Origin of the sequence: Raoultella sp. T31 (genome assembly GCF_002806725.1) — a bacterium.
Taxonomy (GTDB): Bacteria; Pseudomonadota; Gammaproteobacteria; order Enterobacterales; family Enterobacteriaceae; genus Klebsiella; species Klebsiella electrica.
This window is the reverse complement of the sequence record NZ_PIBO01000004.1, coordinates 86,253-103,910: the sequence shown is the minus strand read 5'-3', so window position 1 is coordinate 103,910 and position 17,658 is coordinate 86,253. Positions and strand designations below refer to the sequence as shown.

The following is a 17,658-nucleotide window of genomic DNA, read 5'->3' as shown; positions in this document are numbered from 1 at the left end:
ACCCTCTCCCACCGGGAGGGGATGCAAACCAGGAAAAAAAGATGAGTGAAAAAGAGACCTTCTGGCTGGGTATCGATTGTGGCGGTACTTATCTGAAAGCAGGCCTGTACAACAGCCAGGGTAAAGAATTCGCTATTGAACGCCGGTCCGTTCACACCCTCAGCCCGCAGCCCGGTTGGGCGGAGCGCGACATGACGGCATTGTGGCAGCACTGCGCGGCAACCATTTCCCGTCTGCTGCAACGCACCGGCATTCGCGGTGAACAAGTCGATGGCATCGGGATTTCCGCTCAGGGCAAAGGGCTGTTTTTGTTGGATAAAAATGACCAGCCGCTGGGCACCGCGATCCTCTCTTCCGATCGCCGCGCGATGGAGATCGTCACACGCTGGCAGCAGGACGGCATTCCGCAAAAGCTCTACCCGTTAACGCGCCAGACTTTATGGACCGGGCACCCGGCTTCACTGTTGCGCTGGGTGAAGGAGCATGAGCCGCAGCGTTACGCGCAAATTGGCTGCGTGATGATGGGCCACGATTATCTGCGCTGGTGCCTCACCGGCGTGAAAGGCTGCGAAGAGAGCAATATCTCTGAATCCAACCTCTACCATATGACCTCCGGGCGGTACGATCCCCGCCTGACGCAGTGGCTTGGCATCAGCGAAATCGACGCTGCGCTGCCGCCCATTGTCGGTTCATCCCAAATCAGCGGTGAAATCACCTCTCAGGCAGCCGCCATGACCGGTCTGGCGGCGGGAACTCCCGTTGTGGGCGGTCTGTTTGATGTGGTTTCTACCGCGCTCTGCGCCGGGCTTGATGACGAGTACACGCTGAACGCCGTCATGGGAACCTGGGCGGTCACCAGCGGCATCGCTGAAGGGCTGCGCGATAACGAAGCGCACCCCTTCGTCTACGGACGCTACGTTAATGCTGGCCAGTACATCGTCCACGAAGCCAGTCCTACCTCCTCCGGAAACCTCGAATGGCTGACCGCACAACTTGGCGACATCAGCTTTGATGAAATCAACAAGCTCGTCGACAGCCTGCCGAAAGCCGCCAGCGATGTCTTCTTCCTGCCCTTCCTGTACGGCAGTAACGCCGGGCTTGAGATGACCAGCGGCTTTTATGGCATACAGGCGCTGCATACCCGCGCGCACCTGCTACAGGCGGTCTATGAAGGGGTCGTATTTAGCCACATGACGCACCTCAACCGCATGCGCGAACGCTTTACCGAGGTACGTTCCCTGCGCGTCACCGGCGGCCCGGCGCACTCTCCCGTGTGGATGCAAATGCTGGCGGACGTCAGCGGCCTGCCGGTTGAACTGCCGCAGGTGGAAGAGACCGGCTGCTTTGGTGCCGCCATTGCGGCTCTCGTCGGCACCGGCGTTTACGCAAACTTCACCGATGCCCAGCAGACCTTCAGCTACGAAATACGCACCCTGACGCCGGACATGAACGCCCACGCGGCCTACCAGCGCAAATACCGCCGTTACCAGATGTTAATTGAAGCACTTCAGGGCTTTCACGCCCGTATTAAGGAGCACTCTTTATGAGCCGACCATTACTGCAGCTGGCGCTCGATCACACCGACCTTGCCGCCGCCCAGCGCGATGTTGCGTTGTTAAAAGACCGTGTGGATATCGTAGAAGCGGGCACCATTCTCTGCCTGAGCGAGGGGCTACATGCCATTCGCGCCCTGCGCGCCCAATGCCCGGAAAAACTGATCGTCGCCGACTGGAAAGTCGCCGACGCCGGGGAAACCCTGGCCCGGCAGGCGCTGGACGCGGGGGCCAACTGGATGACCATCATCTGCGCCGCGCCGCTGGCCACCATCGAGAAAGGTCACGCCGTCGCTGCTGCGCGCGGAGGCGAAATCCAAATCGAGCTGTTTGGTAACTGGACCTTCGACGATGCCCGCGACTGGTACAGCGCCGGCGTGCGTCAGGCGATTTATCACCGTGGGCGCGACGCTCAGGCGAGCGGCCAGCAGTGGGGTGAAGTGGATCTGGCGCGCATGAAAGCGCTGTCGGATATCGGCCTGGCGCTCTCCGTCACCGGGGGCATCACCCCTGCCGACCTGCCGCTGTTCAAAGAGATTAACGTGAAGGCCTTTATTGCCGGACGCGCCCTTTCCAGCGCCGCCGATCCGCAGCAGGTGGCTGAAGAGTTCCACGCCCGCATTCGCGACATCTGGAGAGCGTAATTATGCGTAACCATCCATTAGGTATTTATGAAAAAGCGTTACCGAAAGACTTATCCTGGCCGGAGCGTCTGGTTCTGGCGAAAAGCTGCGGATTCGACTTCGTGGAGATGTCCGTCGACGAAACCGATGAGCGCCTGTCGCGACTCGAATGGACCACCGCCCAGCGCGCCTCGTTAGTGGAAGCGATGCTGGAAACCAATGTGTCGGTTCCGTCGATGTGCCTTTCCGCGCATCGCCGTTTTCCGTTCGGCAGCCGCGACGAAGCCGTGCGTGAGCGGGCCAGGGATATCATGAGCAAAGCCATCAAGCTGGCGCGCGATTTGGGTATCCGCACCATCCAGCTCGCCGGTTACGACGTCTATTACGAGGAGCATGACGCGGGCACTCAGCAGCGTTTCGCCGAAGGGCTGGCGTGGGCCGTTGAACAGGCCGCAGGGGCTCAGGTGATGCTGGCGGTGGAGATCATGGACACCGCGTTTATGAACTCCATCACCAAGTGGAAAAAATGGGACCAACTGCTCGCCTCGCCGTGGTTCACCGTCTACCCGGACGTGGGCAACCTCAGTGCCTGGGGTAATGACGTCCCGGCGGAGCTGGCTCTGGGTATCGACCGCATCGCCGCGATTCATCTGAAAGACACGCAGCCGGTCACCGACACCAGCCCAGGCCAGTTCCGTGATGTGCCGTTTGGTGAAGGATGCGTCGATTTCGTCAATCTCTTCAGCACATTACAGAACCTGAACTATCGCGGTGCATTTCTGATTGAGATGTGGACTGAAAAAGCCAAAGAGCCGGTACTGGAAATCATTCAGGCCCGCCGCTGGATTGAAGCCCGTATGGAGGAAGGAGGATTCGTATGTTAGAGCAACTGAAAGCCGAGGTGCTGGCGGCAAACCTGGCGCTGCCCGCTCACGGGCTTGTTACCTTCACCTGGGGGAACGTCAGCGCGGTGGATGAAAGCGGCAAACTGATGGTGATTAAACCTTCTGGCGTGGAGTACGCCGTGATGAAAGCCGAAGATATGGTGGTGGTGGATATCGCCAGCGGCAAAGTGGTGGATGGCAGCAAAAAACCCTCTTCCGATACGCCAACGCACCTGGCGCTCTATCGTCGCTTCCCGGAGATCGGCGGCATTGTGCATACTCACTCCCGCCACGCCACCATCTGGTCACAGGCCGGACTGGACCTGCCCGCCTGGGGCACCACCCACGCGGACTATTTCTACGGAACGATCCCGTGCACCCGCCTGATGACCGCTGAAGAGATCGGCGGCGAGTACGAGTACCAAACCGGCGAGGTGATCGTCAAAACATTTGAGGAGCGCGCCCTGAACCCGATGCAGGTTCCGGCGGTGCTGGTGCACTCCCACGGCCCGTTTGCCTGGGGTAAAAATGCCCATGACGCGGTGCACAATGCGGTGGTGCTGGAAGAGTGCGCCTATATGGGCCTGTTCTCGCGCCAGCTGGCCCCACAGCTGCCGGATATGCAGGCTGAATTGTTGGATAAACACTACCTGCGTAAGCACGGAGCAAATGCCTATTATGGGCAGTGAGCGACGCCTCTGCGGCCCCCTGACAAGCTTCCGCCGGGAGAGCATCGGAAGCTTGTCAGGGTATCAGACCACGCAATGCCAGAGCCTTATTCCGAATTAATATGCTCCTTACAATACCGCCGCTTCCATGCGGCGGGCGTTATGCCGATATGCTTGCGGAAAATCTGCCGAAAATAGCCCACATCGTGAAAACCGCACTGCTCCGCCACCTCTTTTAGCGACAGCGAATCGCTGATCAACAGCTTCTCCGCTGCCCGTACACGCTGACGGTGAATGGCTTCGGTTAACGTCAGACGAAAGGCCCGTCGGTAAACCCGACCTAAATAATCCACATTGCAATGCAACTCTTTCGCCAGCAGCGACGCCGAAATGGGCAGATGAAAGTGCGTACCGATCATCTGACGAGCTTTCCAGGCCAGCGCAATACCCGGGTTATTCCCCGCGCTTTCGCTTAAAGCAGAGGCGGATATCTGCTGTAGAATCAGCAGCAAAATACATTCCAGCGCTACGCTACGATGCACATTTTCCTGCTCATTTAAGAATTGTCGAAATAACCCGGTCATATATTGTGGGTCACTTAACGTTGTGTGCTGCGGTAACATCAACACCGATTGATGCGCTTTTTTTTCCACCGCTGGTGTTAATTCAAAATGCAGCCAGTAAAATTTTAAATCTGCCGGAAATTCCCCCACGCCGACATGACGGCGTTGCGGCCAGAGTAATAAACTTTCTCCTGAATTTACCGTGAAAATCTTATCCTCTTCACGGATCGTTAATGTCCCCTTTTCAACAAAAATAACTTCCCAGGAATGCAGGGTACGCGACGGGTGGCTGCCCACGCCGCGAGAAATAAATAACCCTCCGTTTTGCACCCGGATCGGAAGCGCTATGGATAATTCGAGCATAACTATGTCAACTCTCGCTAATACGTGATGAAAATAATCATCTTATTATTGATTATTAACGAAAACAGCCTGATTGAGCGGATCGAAATCACATTTTCTCAATCAGGTCGGAATCATCACCTTTTTGTACTTTTCCCTTCCCTTGTCGTGTGGTGAATTCAATGCAAAATAAAAAGGTACTTTGCAAACTACACAACAAGAGCCACAACCAGGCGGCTTATTTTCTGGAAACAAAATCTCCGAATACGTGAGGCGTTCTCCATGACTTCGACATTAATTTCCACTACCGATCCGGCGCAAAAAGCGCTGGACGATAAATTATCCGTACGTGAAAAAGTAGGCTATGGGCTGGGGGATGCAGGCGGAACGGTCATTACCTGCCTGATCATGAACTTTTTAACTTTTTTCTATACCGATGTCTTTGGGCTAACGCCCGCGCTGGTCGGGACCCTGTTCCTGGCCCTGCGCGTTTTCGACGCGATTTCCGACCCCATTATGGGTGTTCTCGCCGACCGAACTCAAAGCCGCTGGGGGCGCTTTCGTCCCTGGCAACTGTGGATTGCCGTGCCGATCGGTATTATCGGCGTACTGACGTTTACCGTGCCTGATGCCAGCATGGGGGTAAAAATCGCCTGGGCATTCGGCACCTATCTGCTGCTGTCGATGAGCTACACCGCGATTAACGTGCCGTACTGCGCGCTGATCAACACCATGACCACTCGCCATAGCGAGGTTATCTCGTGCCAGTCCTGGCGCTTTGTCCTGTGCGGCGTAGCGGGGTTTCTGGTCTCCGTCGGGCTGCCGTGGCTGGTAAAAGCGCTCGGTCAGGGCAACACAGCCCAAGGCTATCAGTATGGCGTCGGCGTACTCTGCGCCATTGCGGTGGTGATGTTCCTGTGCTGCTTCTTCTGGGTCCGCGAGCGCGTCTCGCTAGACATGATGGGTAAATTTACACTGCGGGAGCATATCGCCGGTCTGCGTAAAAACGACCAGCTGCTGCTGATGCTGGTGATGTCGTTCCTGCTGATCAACGTCTTTAATATCCGCGGCGGCGGCTATATGTACTTCATCACCTACGTCCTTGAAGGGTCTACCGGCTACACTTCGCTATTTTTCACCATGGTGACCTTCGCATCGATTTTCGGCTCCATCATCATCAACCTGCTTTCACGCCGCTTCGATACCATCAAGCTCTACTACTACACCAACCTGGTGCTGGCCGCCCTGGCCATCGCGATGTGGTTTTTACCAACCGGCCAGGCATACCAGACCCTGTGGCTGGTGGTTATCCTCAGCAACGGTATTATTCTCGGCTTCACCCTGCCGCTGCACTTCTCATTGATGGCCTTCTCTGACGACTACGGCGAATGGAAAACCGGCGTGCGTTCTTCCGGTATGAACTTTGCCTTCAACCTGTTCTTCATCAAGCTGGCGTGGGCCTCCAGCGCCGGAATTATCAGCCTGATTTTTATCTACGTGGCCTATCAGCCGGGCGCCGGCAACCAAACGGCCCTGTCGCTGTCCGGGATCGCCTCAATGGAAACCCTGCTGCCCGCCCTGTTCCACCTGCTGCTGGCCTTTTCGATCCGCGTCTGCAAGCTCAATAATCCGATGATGGTGCGCATTGCCACCGACCTGCATGCGCGTCATGTTCAGCCTTAAGGAGTCCGTCATGTCTGTAATGGAAGTCAATCTACGCAAACTGAAAATCAGCGACCCGTTCCTCGGTCAGTACCAGCAGTTGGTGCGCGATGTGGTGATTCCCTACCAATGGGATGCACTGAACGATCGCATCGACGAAGCCGATCCAAGCCATGCGATCGAAAACTTTCGCATTGCCGCAGGGCTGCAGGAGGGGGAGTTTTACGGGATGGTATTTCAGGACAGTGATGTGGCGAAATGGCTGGAAGCCGTGGCCTGGTCGCTGTGTCAGAAGCCGGACGCCGGGCTGGAAAAAACCGCCGATGAGGTGATTGAACTGGTGGCCGCCGCCCAGTGTGAAGATGGCTATCTGAACACTTACTTCACGGTCAAAGCGCCTGCAGAACGCTGGACTAACCTCGCCGAGTGCCACGAACTATACTGTGCCGGGCACATGATTGAAGCGGGCGTCGCCTTCTTCCAGGCGACCGGTAAGCGTCGGTTGCTGGAGGTGGTTTGCCGCCTCGCCGACCATATCGACAGCGTGTTTGGCCCCGGAGAACATCAGCTGCACGGCTATCCTGGGCACCCGGAGATCGAGCTGGCGTTAATGCGCCTGTATGACGTGACCCAGGAGCCGCGCTATCTGGCATTGACGAACTATTTCGTCGAAACGCGCGGAACGCAGCCGCATTTTTACGATATCGAATATGCGAAACGCGGCAAAACGTCCTACTGGAATACCTACGGCCCGGCGTGGATGGTGATGGATAAGCCCTACAGCCAGGCGCACCAGCCGATTTCTGAACAGCCCGTCGCCATCGGTCATGCGGTTCGCTTTGTTTACCTGATGACCGGCATCGCCCATCTCGCCCGCTTAAGCCAGGACGAAGGCAAACGTCAGGACTGCCTGCGCCTGTGGAACAATATGGCCCAGCGTCAGCTGTATATTACCGGCGGCATTGGTTCGCAGAGCAGCGGTGAGGCCTTCAGCAGCGACTATGACCTGCCAAACGACACGGTCTATGCCGAAAGCTGCGCATCCATCGGTTTAATGATGTTTGCTCGCCGAATGCTGGAAATGGAGGCCGACAGCCAGTACGCCGACGTGATGGAACGCGCGCTGTATAACACCGTGCTGGGAGGAATGGCGCTGGATGGCAAGCACTTCTTCTACGTTAACCCGCTGGAAGTGCACCCGAAGTCGTTAAAATTCAATCATATTTATGACCACGTGAAGCCCGTTCGTCAGCGTTGGTTCGGCTGCGCCTGCTGCCCGCCGAATATCGCCCGCGTACTCACGTCTCTGGGGCACTATATCTATACGCCGCGTGAAGAAGCGCTCTACATCAATCTGTATGTCGGCAACAGCGCGGAGATCCCGGTTGGCGATACGACCTTGCGGCTGCGTATCAGCAGTAACTATCCGTGGCAGGAGCAGGTGAAAATAGCAATCGACTCGCCCATACCAATCGACCATAGCCTGGCGTTACGCCTCCCGGACTGGTGCGACAAGCCGCAGGTGACGCTGAACGGTGTGCCCGTTCCACAGGATGTACGCAAAGGCTATCTGCACATCAGCCGTCGCTGGCAGGAAGGCGACACTATCCTGCTAACGCTGCCTATGCCGGTGCGCCGCGTTTACGGTAATTCGCTGGTGCGCCATCAGGCAGGCCAGGTCGCCGTACAGCGAGGGCCGCTGGTTTATTGTCTGGAGCAGGCGGACAACGGCGAGCAATTGCATAACCTACAGCTGCCGCGTCACGCACGGTTCAGCGCTTTTGAAGGCAAAGGGATTTTTGCTCACAAGATACTTCTCCAGGCGCCGGGCTATAAGCAAACGGCGGAGAATGCGGAACGTCAGGCGCTGTGGAATTACGACCGCACGCCAGCCTCACGCCAGCCGCAGACCTTAACCTTTATTCCGTGGTTTAGCTGGGCCAATCGCGGCGAAGGAGAGATGCGCATCTGGGTGAAAGAAACGGACGAATAAGCGCGGGAGGTATCGCAGCGCCCCGAGGGAGTTCAACCAGAGAATCCCCGTCGGCGCTGTGCTGTCCGAAAACGCCTGAAGAGACTTACAGGAACAACGCCTTATCGCGCAGAATATGGTCATTACCGCGCCGGCGGGTAAAGCCAGTCCGGTCAAAATATTCGAGGATTTGGATCGCCAGCTTTCTGCCGACGTTCAGCGTATCGCGGAAGTCTGCCGCGCAGGTCGAACCGCGCAACTGATCCAAATCGCGGATCATGCTGGCAAAGGTCACAATCCGATCGTTGCGATAATAACGATCTTTGACGATCGCGGTAATCATGCCCTGCTGCGCCGCCTGACGCAGCACCGCGCGCATCAGCGACTCTTCAACGCCCGCCTCTTTCGCCAGGTCGCGTACCCACCAGGGCTCATCGGCGAACAGGTCGGCAACCCGCAGCCAGATGGCCTGCTGCTCTTCGGTAAAGCCCGCTTTGTGTTCCGGCAGATGCAACCATCCGTGATGGCTGTCGATGGTCCCACTGGCGCGCATCTGTTCAATCAGCAGCAGCACCAGCGCTTCGTCCTCCATCGGCAGCGCAATGCGCCGCAGACGTTCGCGGCCCGGTCCAGGCTCGTCGCGATGCTGATCGTGATAGCGCGCCAGCGCATCAAGGAGTTTTGTCTGCCAGCGCGCCGCCAGCGCAGGACTGAGCAGATTATGACCCGCCTGCAGATAGCCAGCGTTGCGGGTCAGCGCCGCCAGGCCATTTTCATTCAGCTGGCGGGCCCAGGCAAATTCATCCACACGTACCGCGTCGCGCTGCAGGTGCGTCTCCAGTGCCTGGGCGTCATCCGCAGCCGCCGTCAGCGCATGAAGCCACTGCAAATATTCCGCTTTCCGTTTCCCGCGCCGCGGCGGATTTAGCGTCACTACGCGGGCCCCCGCCAGGGTCGCGCGGGCGGAGATATCGCGCAGCACCAGGCGGTCGTTATCTGCCAGCCACAGCGGAGTATCGAGTACCAGTTCGGCGAGATCCCCCTCCAGCAGCGATACGCGTCCGGTAATATGGCTGGCGGCATGGTGGATATGCAAAGACTGCCACTGCGTCAACGGCGTGTGGCGCTGTAATTCAACAATCACCCGTCCGGACGGCTCGGGAGGCTGAACGGACAGCAGCCAGTCGCCGCGATTCAGCGCCTCTTTCTGCGCATCGCCGACAATATTCAGCGCGATGCGCTGACCGGCCCGCGCCCGCTCGACCGGCTGGTTTTGCGCATGCAACCCGCGCACGCGCATCGGCTTATCCACCCCGGTCAGCCATAGCGTATCGCCGACGTTGACCTCACCGCTGAGCGCGGTGCCGGTCACCACCAGGCCCGCCCCTTTTACGGTAAAGGCGCGATCGATAGCCAGGCGAAAACGCTGATGCTGCGGGTGGCTGCGTTCAGGTAACTGGCGCAGATGTTCGCGCAGCGCGTCAATGCCCCGGTTTTCCGGCGCCGCCGTGGCAAACAACGTCGCCTGGGGAAAGCCAAATTCGGCCAGCGCCGCCACCACGTCGGCATGCACCTCGCTCACGCGCGCCGCATCAACGCGATCGGCCTTGGTCAATGCCACGGTCAGCGACGGCTTTCCCGTCAGTTGCAGGATGGCCAGATGTTCGCGAGTCTGCGCCATCACGCCATCATCGCAGGCCACCACCAGCAACGCGTGGTCAATACCGCCCACGCCCGCCAGCATGTTAGACAGAAACTTTTCGTGGCCCGGCACATCGATAAACCCCAGTACGCGACCGTCGGGCTGTGGCCAGTAGGCGTACCCCAGATCGATCGTCATCCCGCGTGATTTCTCTTCCGGCAGGCGGTCGGCATTCACGCCGGTGATCGCCTGCAGCAACGTCGTTTTGCCGTGGTCAACATGTCCGGCGGTGGCAATAATCATTGTAATAACATCTCCATAAACCGGGGTTCATCTTCAAGACAGCGCAAGTCCAGCCACAGACGGCCATCGTAAATCCGTCCGATAACCGGGATCGTCAGCCCACGCCAACGGGTCGCCAGCGCCTCCAGCTGACTGCCGCGACCATCGCGCGGTGTAAAGGTCAACGCCGCCCCAGGCAGGCGATCCACCGGTAGCGAACCGCTGCCAATTTGCGACTGACACGGCTCCACCCGCACCTCAAACTGCATGTAGTGGGCGGCCAGCAACGGCTGCAGGCGCCATGCCTGCGCCTGAATCGCCTCCGCCGTGCGGGTCAGCAAGCGCAGCGTGGGCAGCCGATCGGCCAGCGTTTCCGGATGCAAATAGAGCCGCAGAGTGGCTTCCAGCGCGGCAAGGGTCATTTTATCCGCCCGAAGGGCGCGCTTCAGCGGATGCTGCTGCAAACGAGCAATCATCGCCTTTTCGCCAACGATAATCCCCGCCTGCGGGCCGCCCAGCAGCTTATCGCCGGAAAAGCTCACCAGACTGACGCCCGCCGCAATCATCTCCTGCGGCATTGGCTCTTTCGGCAGGCCATACTGGCTCAAATCAACCAGCGAACCGCTGCCCAAATCGGCGATCACCGGAATACCCGTTTCGCGGCCAATCGCCGCCAGCCCGGCTTCATCGACGGCTGTCGTGAAGCCCTCGATGCTGTAATTGCTGGTATGGACCTTCATCAACAGCCCGGTATTGTCATTCACGGCCTGGCGATAATCTTTGGCATGGGTGCGGTTGGTGGTGCCGACCTCATGCAGGATGCAGCCCGCCTGACGCATCACATCGGGAATGCGGAATGCGCCACCGATCTCCACCAGCTCGCCGCGCGAGAGCACCACCTCTTTACCGCCGGCGGTGGCCGCCAGCATCAGCAGCACCGCCGCGGCGTTATTGTTGACGATACACGCATCTTCCGCGCCGGTGATGCGGCACAGCAGATCCGCCAGCGCCCGATCGCGGTGCCCGCGCCCGGCATCATCCAGGCTGTACTCCAGAGTGACCGGAGCGCGCATCGCCTGTGCGACCGCTTCAACCGCCGCTTCCGCCTGGATAGCGCGCCCCAGGTTGGTATGCAGCACCGTGCCGGTGAGGTTGAACACCGGACGCAGCGCGCTTTGCCCGGTTTGCGCCAGCCGCCGCCCGGTCTCCTGCGGCCAGTCATCGCACCAGCCCGGCAGCGCCTGTTCCTGACGAATATATTCCCGCGCCTCCTCCAGCATCTGGCGCAGCAGCGCCACCACCTGAGCATGACCATAGCGGGCCAGCACAGTAGAAAAAGCAGGGTCGCGAAGCAAACGGTCGGTGGCCGGAAGCCGGGTGTAAAGCGCACGAATATCGGTAGTCATGAATGGACCTGGCGGTAAGTTATTTACCCCCTCCCGGCGGGAGAGGGAGTCAACAAATCAGCGCTGATTGTAACGTCTCCGGAAAGAAACTGTTACCTGCCTGGGTCAAGTCCTTGGCGGTTCGGTACGGGCGAAACTGGCGCGCTGAAACAGCGCGTCGACCAGCTTAATCAGCTGAGGCCGGGTCGCACACCAGCCGGGTGCAACCCGCCGAAAGTTGAGATAGGCAATCGCGCACGCCGCTGAAATCGTCGCCAGATTAACCTCATCGATCCGCAGGCTGCCATCGGCTACACGGGCTTCCAGTTCATCAAGGCCACGGGCTACTTTCTCCCGCTGGCGCAGCAGCTCGCTTTCTGACTGCTGCGCCGCCGGACGGGTCTTTTCGCGCACCAGCGCCTGCGCCGCCTCCATTACGCCGTCGGCCAGCGCCTCCAGCTGGCGCATTTTCAACGCCTCTTTCGGGTCCGATGGCGCCATTGCCGGCGCAGCGCCGAGCTGATCAAGGTATTGCGCGATGATCGGGGAGTCATACCAGCATTCGCCGCTGTCCGTGACCAGCACCGGCACCTTACCCAAGGGATTGTATTTCCCGACGCCATTCACCTCCTGGTAGGGATATTCATTGACGAATTCGAAGGGGAGGTTTTTCTCCAGCAGAATGACGGAGATTTTACGCACAAAGGGACTGGTGTAGCTGCCGATCAGTTTCATTGCCTGCTCCTTTCGCCAACAAAAAGATAAGTATGGGTCAGGCGCAGGCAAAAGGCAGGTCAGACTTCACGTTAATCGCCTGGCTGCCTTTCCGATAGCGCGGGTAGTCTTTGTAGAGCCGGTCGCGCTCGGCGGAAACACGCACCGTGTTCGCCTGCGCTTCAGAAAGCTGTGCCTTCAGGGTATTGATGCTGTGCAGCTCGGCCTGCAGTTTGTCGACCCGGGCCTGATAGCGCACGGGATCAATCGGGCGCGCAGAGTTTGTCGGCGATCACATCCGCAAAATTCAGCCTGTTATTTTTTGTGAACAACATCACAATATAGAGACAAACCAGAAACAACATTATGTGATGCAATTCACATTAATTAACCTAATCGGGTTAATTTTGACCCGTTGAGTTTTTTTTGCACACCAATTTTGTGATGAGAATCACTATAAATAGCTGTCAGATACCTATATTCATGCGATCAAGATCACACAAAAACCCACCAACTGGACAGTTTAATGATTCAGTGCCAGATTCGCTTTATCAATCAGAGTCCGGCGACCTCTGCCGCCATATTCACAACAAGCCTCAGGCTTTTAGCCTACGCGATAAGCAAAACAGAAGAAGGGGTGTTTTATGTCATCCGATATCAAGATCAAGGTGCAAAGCTTTGGTCGTTTCCTCAGCAATATGGTGATGCCAAACATCGGCGCGTTTATCGCGTGGGGTATCATTACCGCATTATTCATCCCGACAGGGTGGTTACCGAACGAGACGCTGGCGAAATTAGTCGGTCCGATGATCACCTACCTGTTGCCGCTGCTTATCGGCTATACCGGTGGTAAGTTAATTGGCGGTGAGCGTGGCGGCGTCGTCGGCGCTATTACCACAATGGGCGTCATCGTCGGTGCGGACATGCCGATGTTCCTCGGCGCGATGATCGCAGGTCCGCTGGGCGGCTGGGCGATTAAACATTTCGATAGCTGGGTAGACGGTAAGATTAAGTCCGGTTTCGAGATGCTGGTGAACAACTTCTCCGCCGGTATTATCGGGATGATCCTCGCGATTCTGGCATTCCTCGGCATTGGCCCGGCGGTTGAAGTTCTGTCTAAAATTCTGGCGGCAGGCGTTAACTTCATGGTTGTCCATGACATGCTGCCGCTGGCATCAATCTTCGTTGAGCCAGCGAAAATCCTGTTCCTTAACAACGCCATCAACCACGGTATCTTCTCGCCGCTGGGTATCCAGCAATCTCATGAGCTGGGTAAATCCATCTTCTTCCTGATTGAAGCCAACCCGGGTCCGGGGATGGGCGTGCTGATGGCATACATGTTCTTTGGTCGCGGTAACGCGAAGCAGTCCGCAGGCGGTGCCGCAATCATCCACTTCCTGGGCGGTATCCACGAAATCTACTTCCCGTATGTGCTGATGAACCCGCGTCTGATCCTTGCCGTGATTCTCGGCGGTATGACCGGCGTGTTCACCCTGACTATCCTCAACGGCGGTCTGGTTTCTCCTGCCTCCCCAGGTTCTATCCTGGCGGTGCTGGCGATGACGCCGAAAGGGGCGTACTTCGCTAACATCGCGGCAATTATTGCGGCCATGGTCGTCTCCTTTGTGATCTCCGCCATTCTGCTGAAAACCAGCAAAGTGAAAGAAGAAGATGACATCGATGCTGCGACCCGTCGCATGCAGGATATGAAAGCCGAATCCAAAGGCGCGGCCACACCTCTGTCTGCAGGTACCGTGGCTAACGATCTGAGCCATGTGCGCAAAATCATCGTCGCCTGCGATGCCGGCATGGGTTCCAGCGCCATGGGTGCCGGGGTACTGCGTAAAAAAGTGCAGGATGCGGGGCTGAGCAATATCTCCGTCACCAACTGCGCCATTAACAACCTGCCGCCGGATGTCGACCTGGTGATTACCCACCGCGATCTGACCGAGCGGGCGATGCGCCAGGTACCGCAGGCCCAGCACATTTCGCTGACCAACTTCCTCGACAGCGGCCTGTACACCAACCTGACCGAGCGTCTGGTTGCGGCGCAGCGCCATACTGATAACGAAAAGAAAGTTCACGGTAGCCTGAAAGACAGCTTTGATGCACCGGAAACCAATCTGTTCAAGCTTGGCGCAGAGAACATCTTCCTCGGTCGCAAAGCGGCGACGAAAGAAGAGGCGATCCGCTTTGCGGGCGAGCAGCTGGTGAAAGGCGGCTATGTTGAGCCGGAATATGTGCAGGCGATGCTGGACCGTGAAAAACTGACCTCCACTTACCTGGGCGAGTCCATCGCGGTACCGCACGGCACCATCGAAGCAAAAGACCGTGTCCTGAAGACCGGCGTGGTGTTCTGCCAGTATCCGGAAGGGGTCCGCTTTGGCGAAGACGAAGATGACGTCGCCCGTCTGGTTATCGGTATCGCGGCACGCAATAACGAGCACATTCAAGTGATTACCAGCCTGACTAACGCGCTGGATGATGAGTCGGTGATTGAGCGCCTGACCCACACCACCAGCGTTGAGGAAGTGCTGTCTCTGCTGAAAGTGTAACCTGGAGTCCGGATAAGGCGTTCACGCCGCAATCCGGGAACGTCCACCCTCTCCTCATACGTGGGGAGAGGGTTCGGTTGAGGGACCCGCCTCACCCGAACCCTCTCAGGTAAAAACATTAATGAAGGCTAATACTATGAATGCATTACATTTTGGCGCAGGTAATATCGGACGTGGCTTCATCGGCAAATTGCTGGCTGACGCGGGGATCGCGTTAACATTCGCCGATGTGAATCAGGTGGTACTTGATGCCCTGAATGCCCGTCATAGCTATCAGGTTCATGTCGTCGGTGAAAACGAGCAGGTCGATACCGTCTCCGGCGTCAATGCCGTCAGCAGCATCGGCGATGAAGTCATTGACCTGATTGCCAGCGTTGACCTGATCACCACCGCCGTCGGCCCGGTGGTACTGGAGCGCATTGCGCCGGCTATTGCGCAAGGACTGGCGCAGCGTAAAGCGCAGGGGATAACCGCCCCGCTAAACATCATTGCCTGCGAAAACATGGTGCGCGGGACCACACAGCTTAAAGGCCACGTATTTAACGCCCTGGCGGAAGAAGATAAAGCCTGGGTAGAAGCCAACGTCGGCTTTGTCGATTCCGCAGTTGACCGTATTGTGCCCCCGTCCGCCTCTGCGACGCATGACCCGCTGGAAGTGACCGTGGAAACCTTTAGCGAGTGGATCGTCGATAAAACCCAGTTTAAAGGGACCTTGCCGGCGATCCCTGGCATGGAATTAACCGACAACCTGATGGCATTTGTCGAACGTAAGCTATTCACCTTAAACACCGGACATGCTATAACCGCCTACCTCGGGAAACTGGCCGGGCACCAGACAATCCGCGAGGCGATTCTCGATGAGAACATTCGCGCCGTGGTGAAGGGGGCCATGGAAGAGAGCGGCGCGGTACTGATCAAACGCTACGGCTTTGATGCGCAGAAGCACGCCGCCTACATCCAGAAAATCCTCGGCCGTTTCGAGAATCCGTACCTGAAAGATGACGTTGAGCGCGTGGGCCGTCAGCCGCTGCGTAAACTGAGCGCGGGCGATCGTCTGATTAAGCCGCTGCTTGGTACGCTGGAATATGCTCTGCCGCACGTTAACCTGGTCAAAGGGATCGCGGCGGCAATGCATTTCCGCAGCGAAGAAGACCCGCAGGCGCAGGAGCTGGCAGCCTTGATTAACGAGAAGGGTCCCCAGGCTGCGCTGGCACAAATTTCCGGTCTGGATGCAGCAAGCGCCGTGGTGACCGAGGCCGTTAACGACTACAACGCCACCAAATGAGGCAAGACCTGGCGCGGTACGAACCGCGCCCATTACTACTCCTGTCAGATATGCAGGCCATAATGGAAGAAACACAGGCATTTGAAAACCGCGTGCTTGAGCGTCTGAATGCTGGCAAAACCGTACGAAGCTTCCTGATCACCACCGTCGAGCTACTCACGGAAGCGGTCAATATTCTGGTGCTTCAGGTGTTCCGTAAAGACGACTATGCGGTGAAATACGCAGTGGAGCCCTTGCTGGATGGCGATGGGCCGCTGGGAGACCTTTCTGTACGCCTGAAGCTGATTTACGGCCTTGGGGTGATTAGCCGCGCCGAATACGAAGACGCCGAGCTGCTGATGGCTCTGCGCGAAGAGTTGAATCACGACGGAAATGAGTACGGTTTTACCGATGATGAGATTCTTGGGCCTTTCGGCGAACTGCATTGCGTGACCGCTCTGCCGCCGACGCCGCTGTTTGATGAGAGCGACGAAGAACTGCTGGCAATGCAGAAGCTGCGCTACCAGCAGGTTGTACGTTCAACAATGATGCTGTCTCTGACCGAGCTGATTTCCCGAATCAGCTTGAAAAAAGCCTTTCAGAAATCAACGCTCTGACCCGGGTTACACCTGGTCACAAGTCGGCCGGTAAAGCTGCCTGTAATACTCCAGACGACTCAGGAACAGCGCCTCTTTGTTCTGCGGGATTTCCCGCGGCACGTGCTGCAAACGCGGGGATTTTTTCAAATACTCCATAAAAGCCTGGCTTGAAGCCATAAAATCAACTGTCTTGTCGATAATACGCGGTACGCCGTCACCGATTTTTGCCATCTCGCCCTCCTGTTTTCAGGGATTATCCTGTAAAGGATTAGCGAAAAATGAGGCCAGGGTTGAGGAAAACGTGCGGTATTGATGACAGACTTCACAGAGATGAAAAACAGGCGGCTATTAGTAATAATATTATTTACATTCATATAATTATAAATCATTACGCCTGAGACTTCCGCGGAAAAAACGCCGTGCTTTTGATAAATGACTACCCACAACAGAAGTCACAGCACATACTATATGTTGTCGAAATCCCTTTATTAATAGATTAAGTCATCATGAAAGAAGTCGAAAAGAATGAAATCAAGCGTTTGAGCGACCGCCTCGACGCCATCCGCCATCAGCAGGCAGACCTGTCGCTGGTGGAAGCTGCGGACAAATACGCCGAGCTGGAAAAAGAAAAAACCACCCTCGAAGCCGAAATTATTCGCCTGCGCGAAGTTCAGGGCCAGAAACTGAGCAAAGAAGCCCAGAAGCTGATGAGCCTGCCACATCGTCGCGCAATCACCAAAAAAGAGCAGGCCGATATGGGCAAGCTGAAGAAAAGCGTTCGCGGACTGGTGATTGTGCATCCGATGACCGCCCTTGGTCGCGAAATGAACCTCAAAGAAATGACCGGCTTCTCTAAAACCGAGTTCTAATCCTTTAGTCCCGAGAACCTCCCCGGTGGCGCTACGCTGACCGGGGCTACGGGGTCGTGCGATCGGCTAGCCCGGATCAGG

General features: G+C 57.2%; 15 protein-coding genes and 1 pseudogene. 10 read left to right on the top strand and 6 right to left on the bottom strand.

Going from position 1 to position 17,658, the window contains the following annotated elements; all coding sequences use genetic code 11:
* Positions 1-41: 41 nt before the first annotated feature.
* From CWM52_RS04210 to araD, 4 genes are read left to right on the top strand one after another with little or no spacing between them, the layout of a single operon-like run.
* The gene (locus CWM52_RS04210) at positions 42-1,547 is read left to right on the top strand and encodes an FGGY-family carbohydrate kinase (protein ID WP_100682939.1); all 1,506 of its coding nucleotides are present in this window, start codon (positions 42-44) and stop codon (positions 1,545-1,547) included.
* The gene (gene ulaD, locus CWM52_RS04205) at positions 1,544-2,197 is read left to right on the top strand and encodes a 3-keto-L-gulonate-6-phosphate decarboxylase UlaD (RefSeq protein ID WP_100682938.1); all 654 of its coding nucleotides are present in this window, start codon (positions 1,544-1,546) and stop codon (positions 2,195-2,197) included. The genes CWM52_RS04210 and ulaD overlap by 4 nt, the downstream gene beginning before the upstream one ends.
* A gap of 2 nt (positions 2,198-2,199) precedes the next feature.
* Positions 2,200-3,060, top strand: a complete 861-nt coding sequence (locus tag CWM52_RS04200) for an L-ribulose-5-phosphate 3-epimerase (protein WP_100682937.1) — start codon at positions 2,200-2,202, stop codon at positions 3,058-3,060.
* The gene (gene araD, locus CWM52_RS04195) at positions 3,054-3,749 is read left to right on the top strand and encodes an L-ribulose-5-phosphate 4-epimerase (protein ID WP_100682936.1); all 696 of its coding nucleotides are present in this window, start codon (positions 3,054-3,056) and stop codon (positions 3,747-3,749) included. Before CWM52_RS04200 ends, araD begins: the two co-directional genes overlap by 7 nt.
* 86 nt (positions 3,750-3,835) lie before the next feature.
* On the opposite strand, the gene CWM52_RS04190 is transcribed toward araD, so the two are convergent.
* Positions 3,836-4,654, bottom strand: a complete 819-nt coding sequence (locus CWM52_RS04190; RefSeq protein ID WP_100682935.1) for an AraC family transcriptional regulator — start codon at positions 4,652-4,654, stop codon at positions 3,836-3,838.
* 261 nt (positions 4,655-4,915) lie between these two features.
* On the opposite strand from CWM52_RS04190, the gene CWM52_RS04185 reads away from it, so the two are divergent.
* The gene (locus CWM52_RS04185; RefSeq protein WP_100682934.1) at positions 4,916-6,316 is read left to right on the top strand and encodes an MFS transporter; all 1,401 of its coding nucleotides are present in this window, start codon (positions 4,916-4,918) and stop codon (positions 6,314-6,316) included.
* A gap of 10 nt (positions 6,317-6,326) precedes the next feature.
* Entirely contained in the window at positions 6,327-8,288 is a 1,962-nt protein-coding gene (locus tag CWM52_RS04180; protein WP_100682933.1) for a glycoside hydrolase family 127 protein, read from the top strand.
* Between the two features lie 85 nt (positions 8,289-8,373).
* Here the strand turns inward: CWM52_RS04180 and selB are convergent, their stop codons facing one another.
* The 4 genes and pseudogenes from selB to CWM52_RS04160 all read right to left on the bottom strand — a co-directional run.
* Positions 8,374-10,212, bottom strand: coding sequence for a selenocysteine-specific translation elongation factor (gene selB, locus CWM52_RS04175; protein WP_100682932.1), 1,839 nt, complete (start codon positions 10,210-10,212; stop codon positions 8,374-8,376).
* A complete protein-coding gene (selA, locus tag CWM52_RS04170) occupies positions 10,209-11,597 on the bottom strand; it encodes an L-seryl-tRNA(Sec) selenium transferase (RefSeq protein ID WP_100682931.1) in 1,389 nt (462 codons plus the stop codon). Before selA ends, selB begins: the two co-directional genes overlap by 4 nt.
* Positions 11,598-11,702: 105 nt before the next feature.
* Complete coding sequence (locus tag CWM52_RS04165) at positions 11,703-12,311, bottom strand: glutathione S-transferase (RefSeq protein WP_100682930.1); 609 nt, start codon at positions 12,309-12,311, stop codon at positions 11,703-11,705.
* Between the two features lie 76 nt (positions 12,312-12,387).
* Positions 12,388-12,558: pseudogene (locus CWM52_RS04160) on the bottom strand (hypothetical protein); the annotation flags it as partial.
* Positions 12,559-12,934: 376 nt separating this feature from the next.
* Between CWM52_RS04160 and CWM52_RS04155 the strand changes: the two are divergent.
* The 3 genes from CWM52_RS04155 to mtlR all read left to right on the top strand — a co-directional run bounded on the left by CWM52_RS04155 (position 12,935) and on the right by mtlR (position 16,726).
* Complete coding sequence (locus tag CWM52_RS04155) at positions 12,935-14,845, top strand: PTS mannitol transporter subunit IICBA (protein ID WP_100682928.1); 1,911 nt, start codon at positions 12,935-12,937, stop codon at positions 14,843-14,845.
* Positions 14,846-14,981: 136 nt separating this feature from the next.
* The gene (gene mtlD, locus CWM52_RS04150; protein ID WP_100682927.1) at positions 14,982-16,130 is read left to right on the top strand and encodes a mannitol-1-phosphate 5-dehydrogenase; all 1,149 of its coding nucleotides are present in this window, start codon (positions 14,982-14,984) and stop codon (positions 16,128-16,130) included.
* A complete protein-coding gene (mtlR, locus tag CWM52_RS04145; protein ID WP_100682926.1) occupies positions 16,127-16,726 on the top strand; it encodes a mannitol operon repressor MtlR in 600 nt (199 codons plus the stop codon). Before mtlD ends, mtlR begins: the two co-directional genes overlap by 4 nt.
* A gap of 6 nt (positions 16,727-16,732) precedes the next feature.
* Here the strand turns inward: mtlR and CWM52_RS04140 are convergent, their stop codons facing one another.
* Positions 16,733-16,939: a hypothetical protein gene (locus CWM52_RS04140; RefSeq protein ID WP_100682925.1), complete on the bottom strand. Its 207-nt coding sequence runs from the start codon at positions 16,937-16,939 to the stop codon at positions 16,733-16,735.
* 275 nt (positions 16,940-17,214) lie between these two features.
* On the opposite strand from CWM52_RS04140, the gene CWM52_RS04135 reads away from it, so the two are divergent.
* Complete coding sequence (locus CWM52_RS04135) at positions 17,215-17,577, top strand: YibL family ribosome-associated protein (RefSeq protein ID WP_100682924.1); 363 nt, start codon at positions 17,215-17,217, stop codon at positions 17,575-17,577.
* Positions 17,578-17,658: the final 81 nt, after the last annotated feature.

Bases quoted from the DNA above. Each gene is read 5' to 3' on its own strand.
- araD (WP_100682936.1), top strand. From the start codon at position 3,054: ATGTTAGAGCAACTGAAAGCCGAGGTGCTGGCGGCAAACCTGGCGCTG.
- CWM52_RS04185 (WP_100682934.1), top strand. From the start codon at position 4,916: ATGACTTCGACATTAATTTCCACTACCGATCCGGCGCAAAAAGCGCTG.
- CWM52_RS04165 (WP_100682930.1), bottom strand. From the start codon at position 12,311: ATGAAACTGATCGGCAGCTACACCAGTCCCTTTGTGCGTAAAATCTCC.
- selB (WP_100682932.1), bottom strand. From the start codon at position 10,212: ATGATTATTGCCACCGCCGGACATGTTGACCACGGCAAAACGACGTTG.
- ulaD (WP_100682938.1), top strand. From the start codon at position 1,544: ATGAGCCGACCATTACTGCAGCTGGCGCTCGATCACACCGACCTTGCC.
- CWM52_RS04200 (WP_100682937.1), top strand. From the start codon at position 2,200: ATGCGTAACCATCCATTAGGTATTTATGAAAAAGCGTTACCGAAAGAC.
- mtlD (WP_100682927.1), top strand. From the start codon at position 14,982: ATGAATGCATTACATTTTGGCGCAGGTAATATCGGACGTGGCTTCATC.
- CWM52_RS04135 (WP_100682924.1), top strand. From the start codon at position 17,215: ATGAAAGAAGTCGAAAAGAATGAAATCAAGCGTTTGAGCGACCGCCTC.
- CWM52_RS04180 (WP_100682933.1), top strand. From the start codon at position 6,327: ATGTCTGTAATGGAAGTCAATCTACGCAAACTGAAAATCAGCGACCCG.
- CWM52_RS04190 (WP_100682935.1), bottom strand. From the start codon at position 4,654: ATGCTCGAATTATCCATAGCGCTTCCGATCCGGGTGCAAAACGGAGGG.
- CWM52_RS04140 (WP_100682925.1), bottom strand. From the start codon at position 16,939: ATGGCAAAAATCGGTGACGGCGTACCGCGTATTATCGACAAGACAGTT.
- mtlR (WP_100682926.1), top strand. From the start codon at position 16,127: ATGAGGCAAGACCTGGCGCGGTACGAACCGCGCCCATTACTACTCCTG.
- CWM52_RS04155 (WP_100682928.1), top strand. From the start codon at position 12,935: ATGTCATCCGATATCAAGATCAAGGTGCAAAGCTTTGGTCGTTTCCTC.
- CWM52_RS04210 (WP_100682939.1), top strand. From the start codon at position 42: ATGAGTGAAAAAGAGACCTTCTGGCTGGGTATCGATTGTGGCGGTACT.
- selA (WP_100682931.1), bottom strand. From the start codon at position 11,597: ATGACTACCGATATTCGTGCGCTTTACACCCGGCTTCCGGCCACCGAC.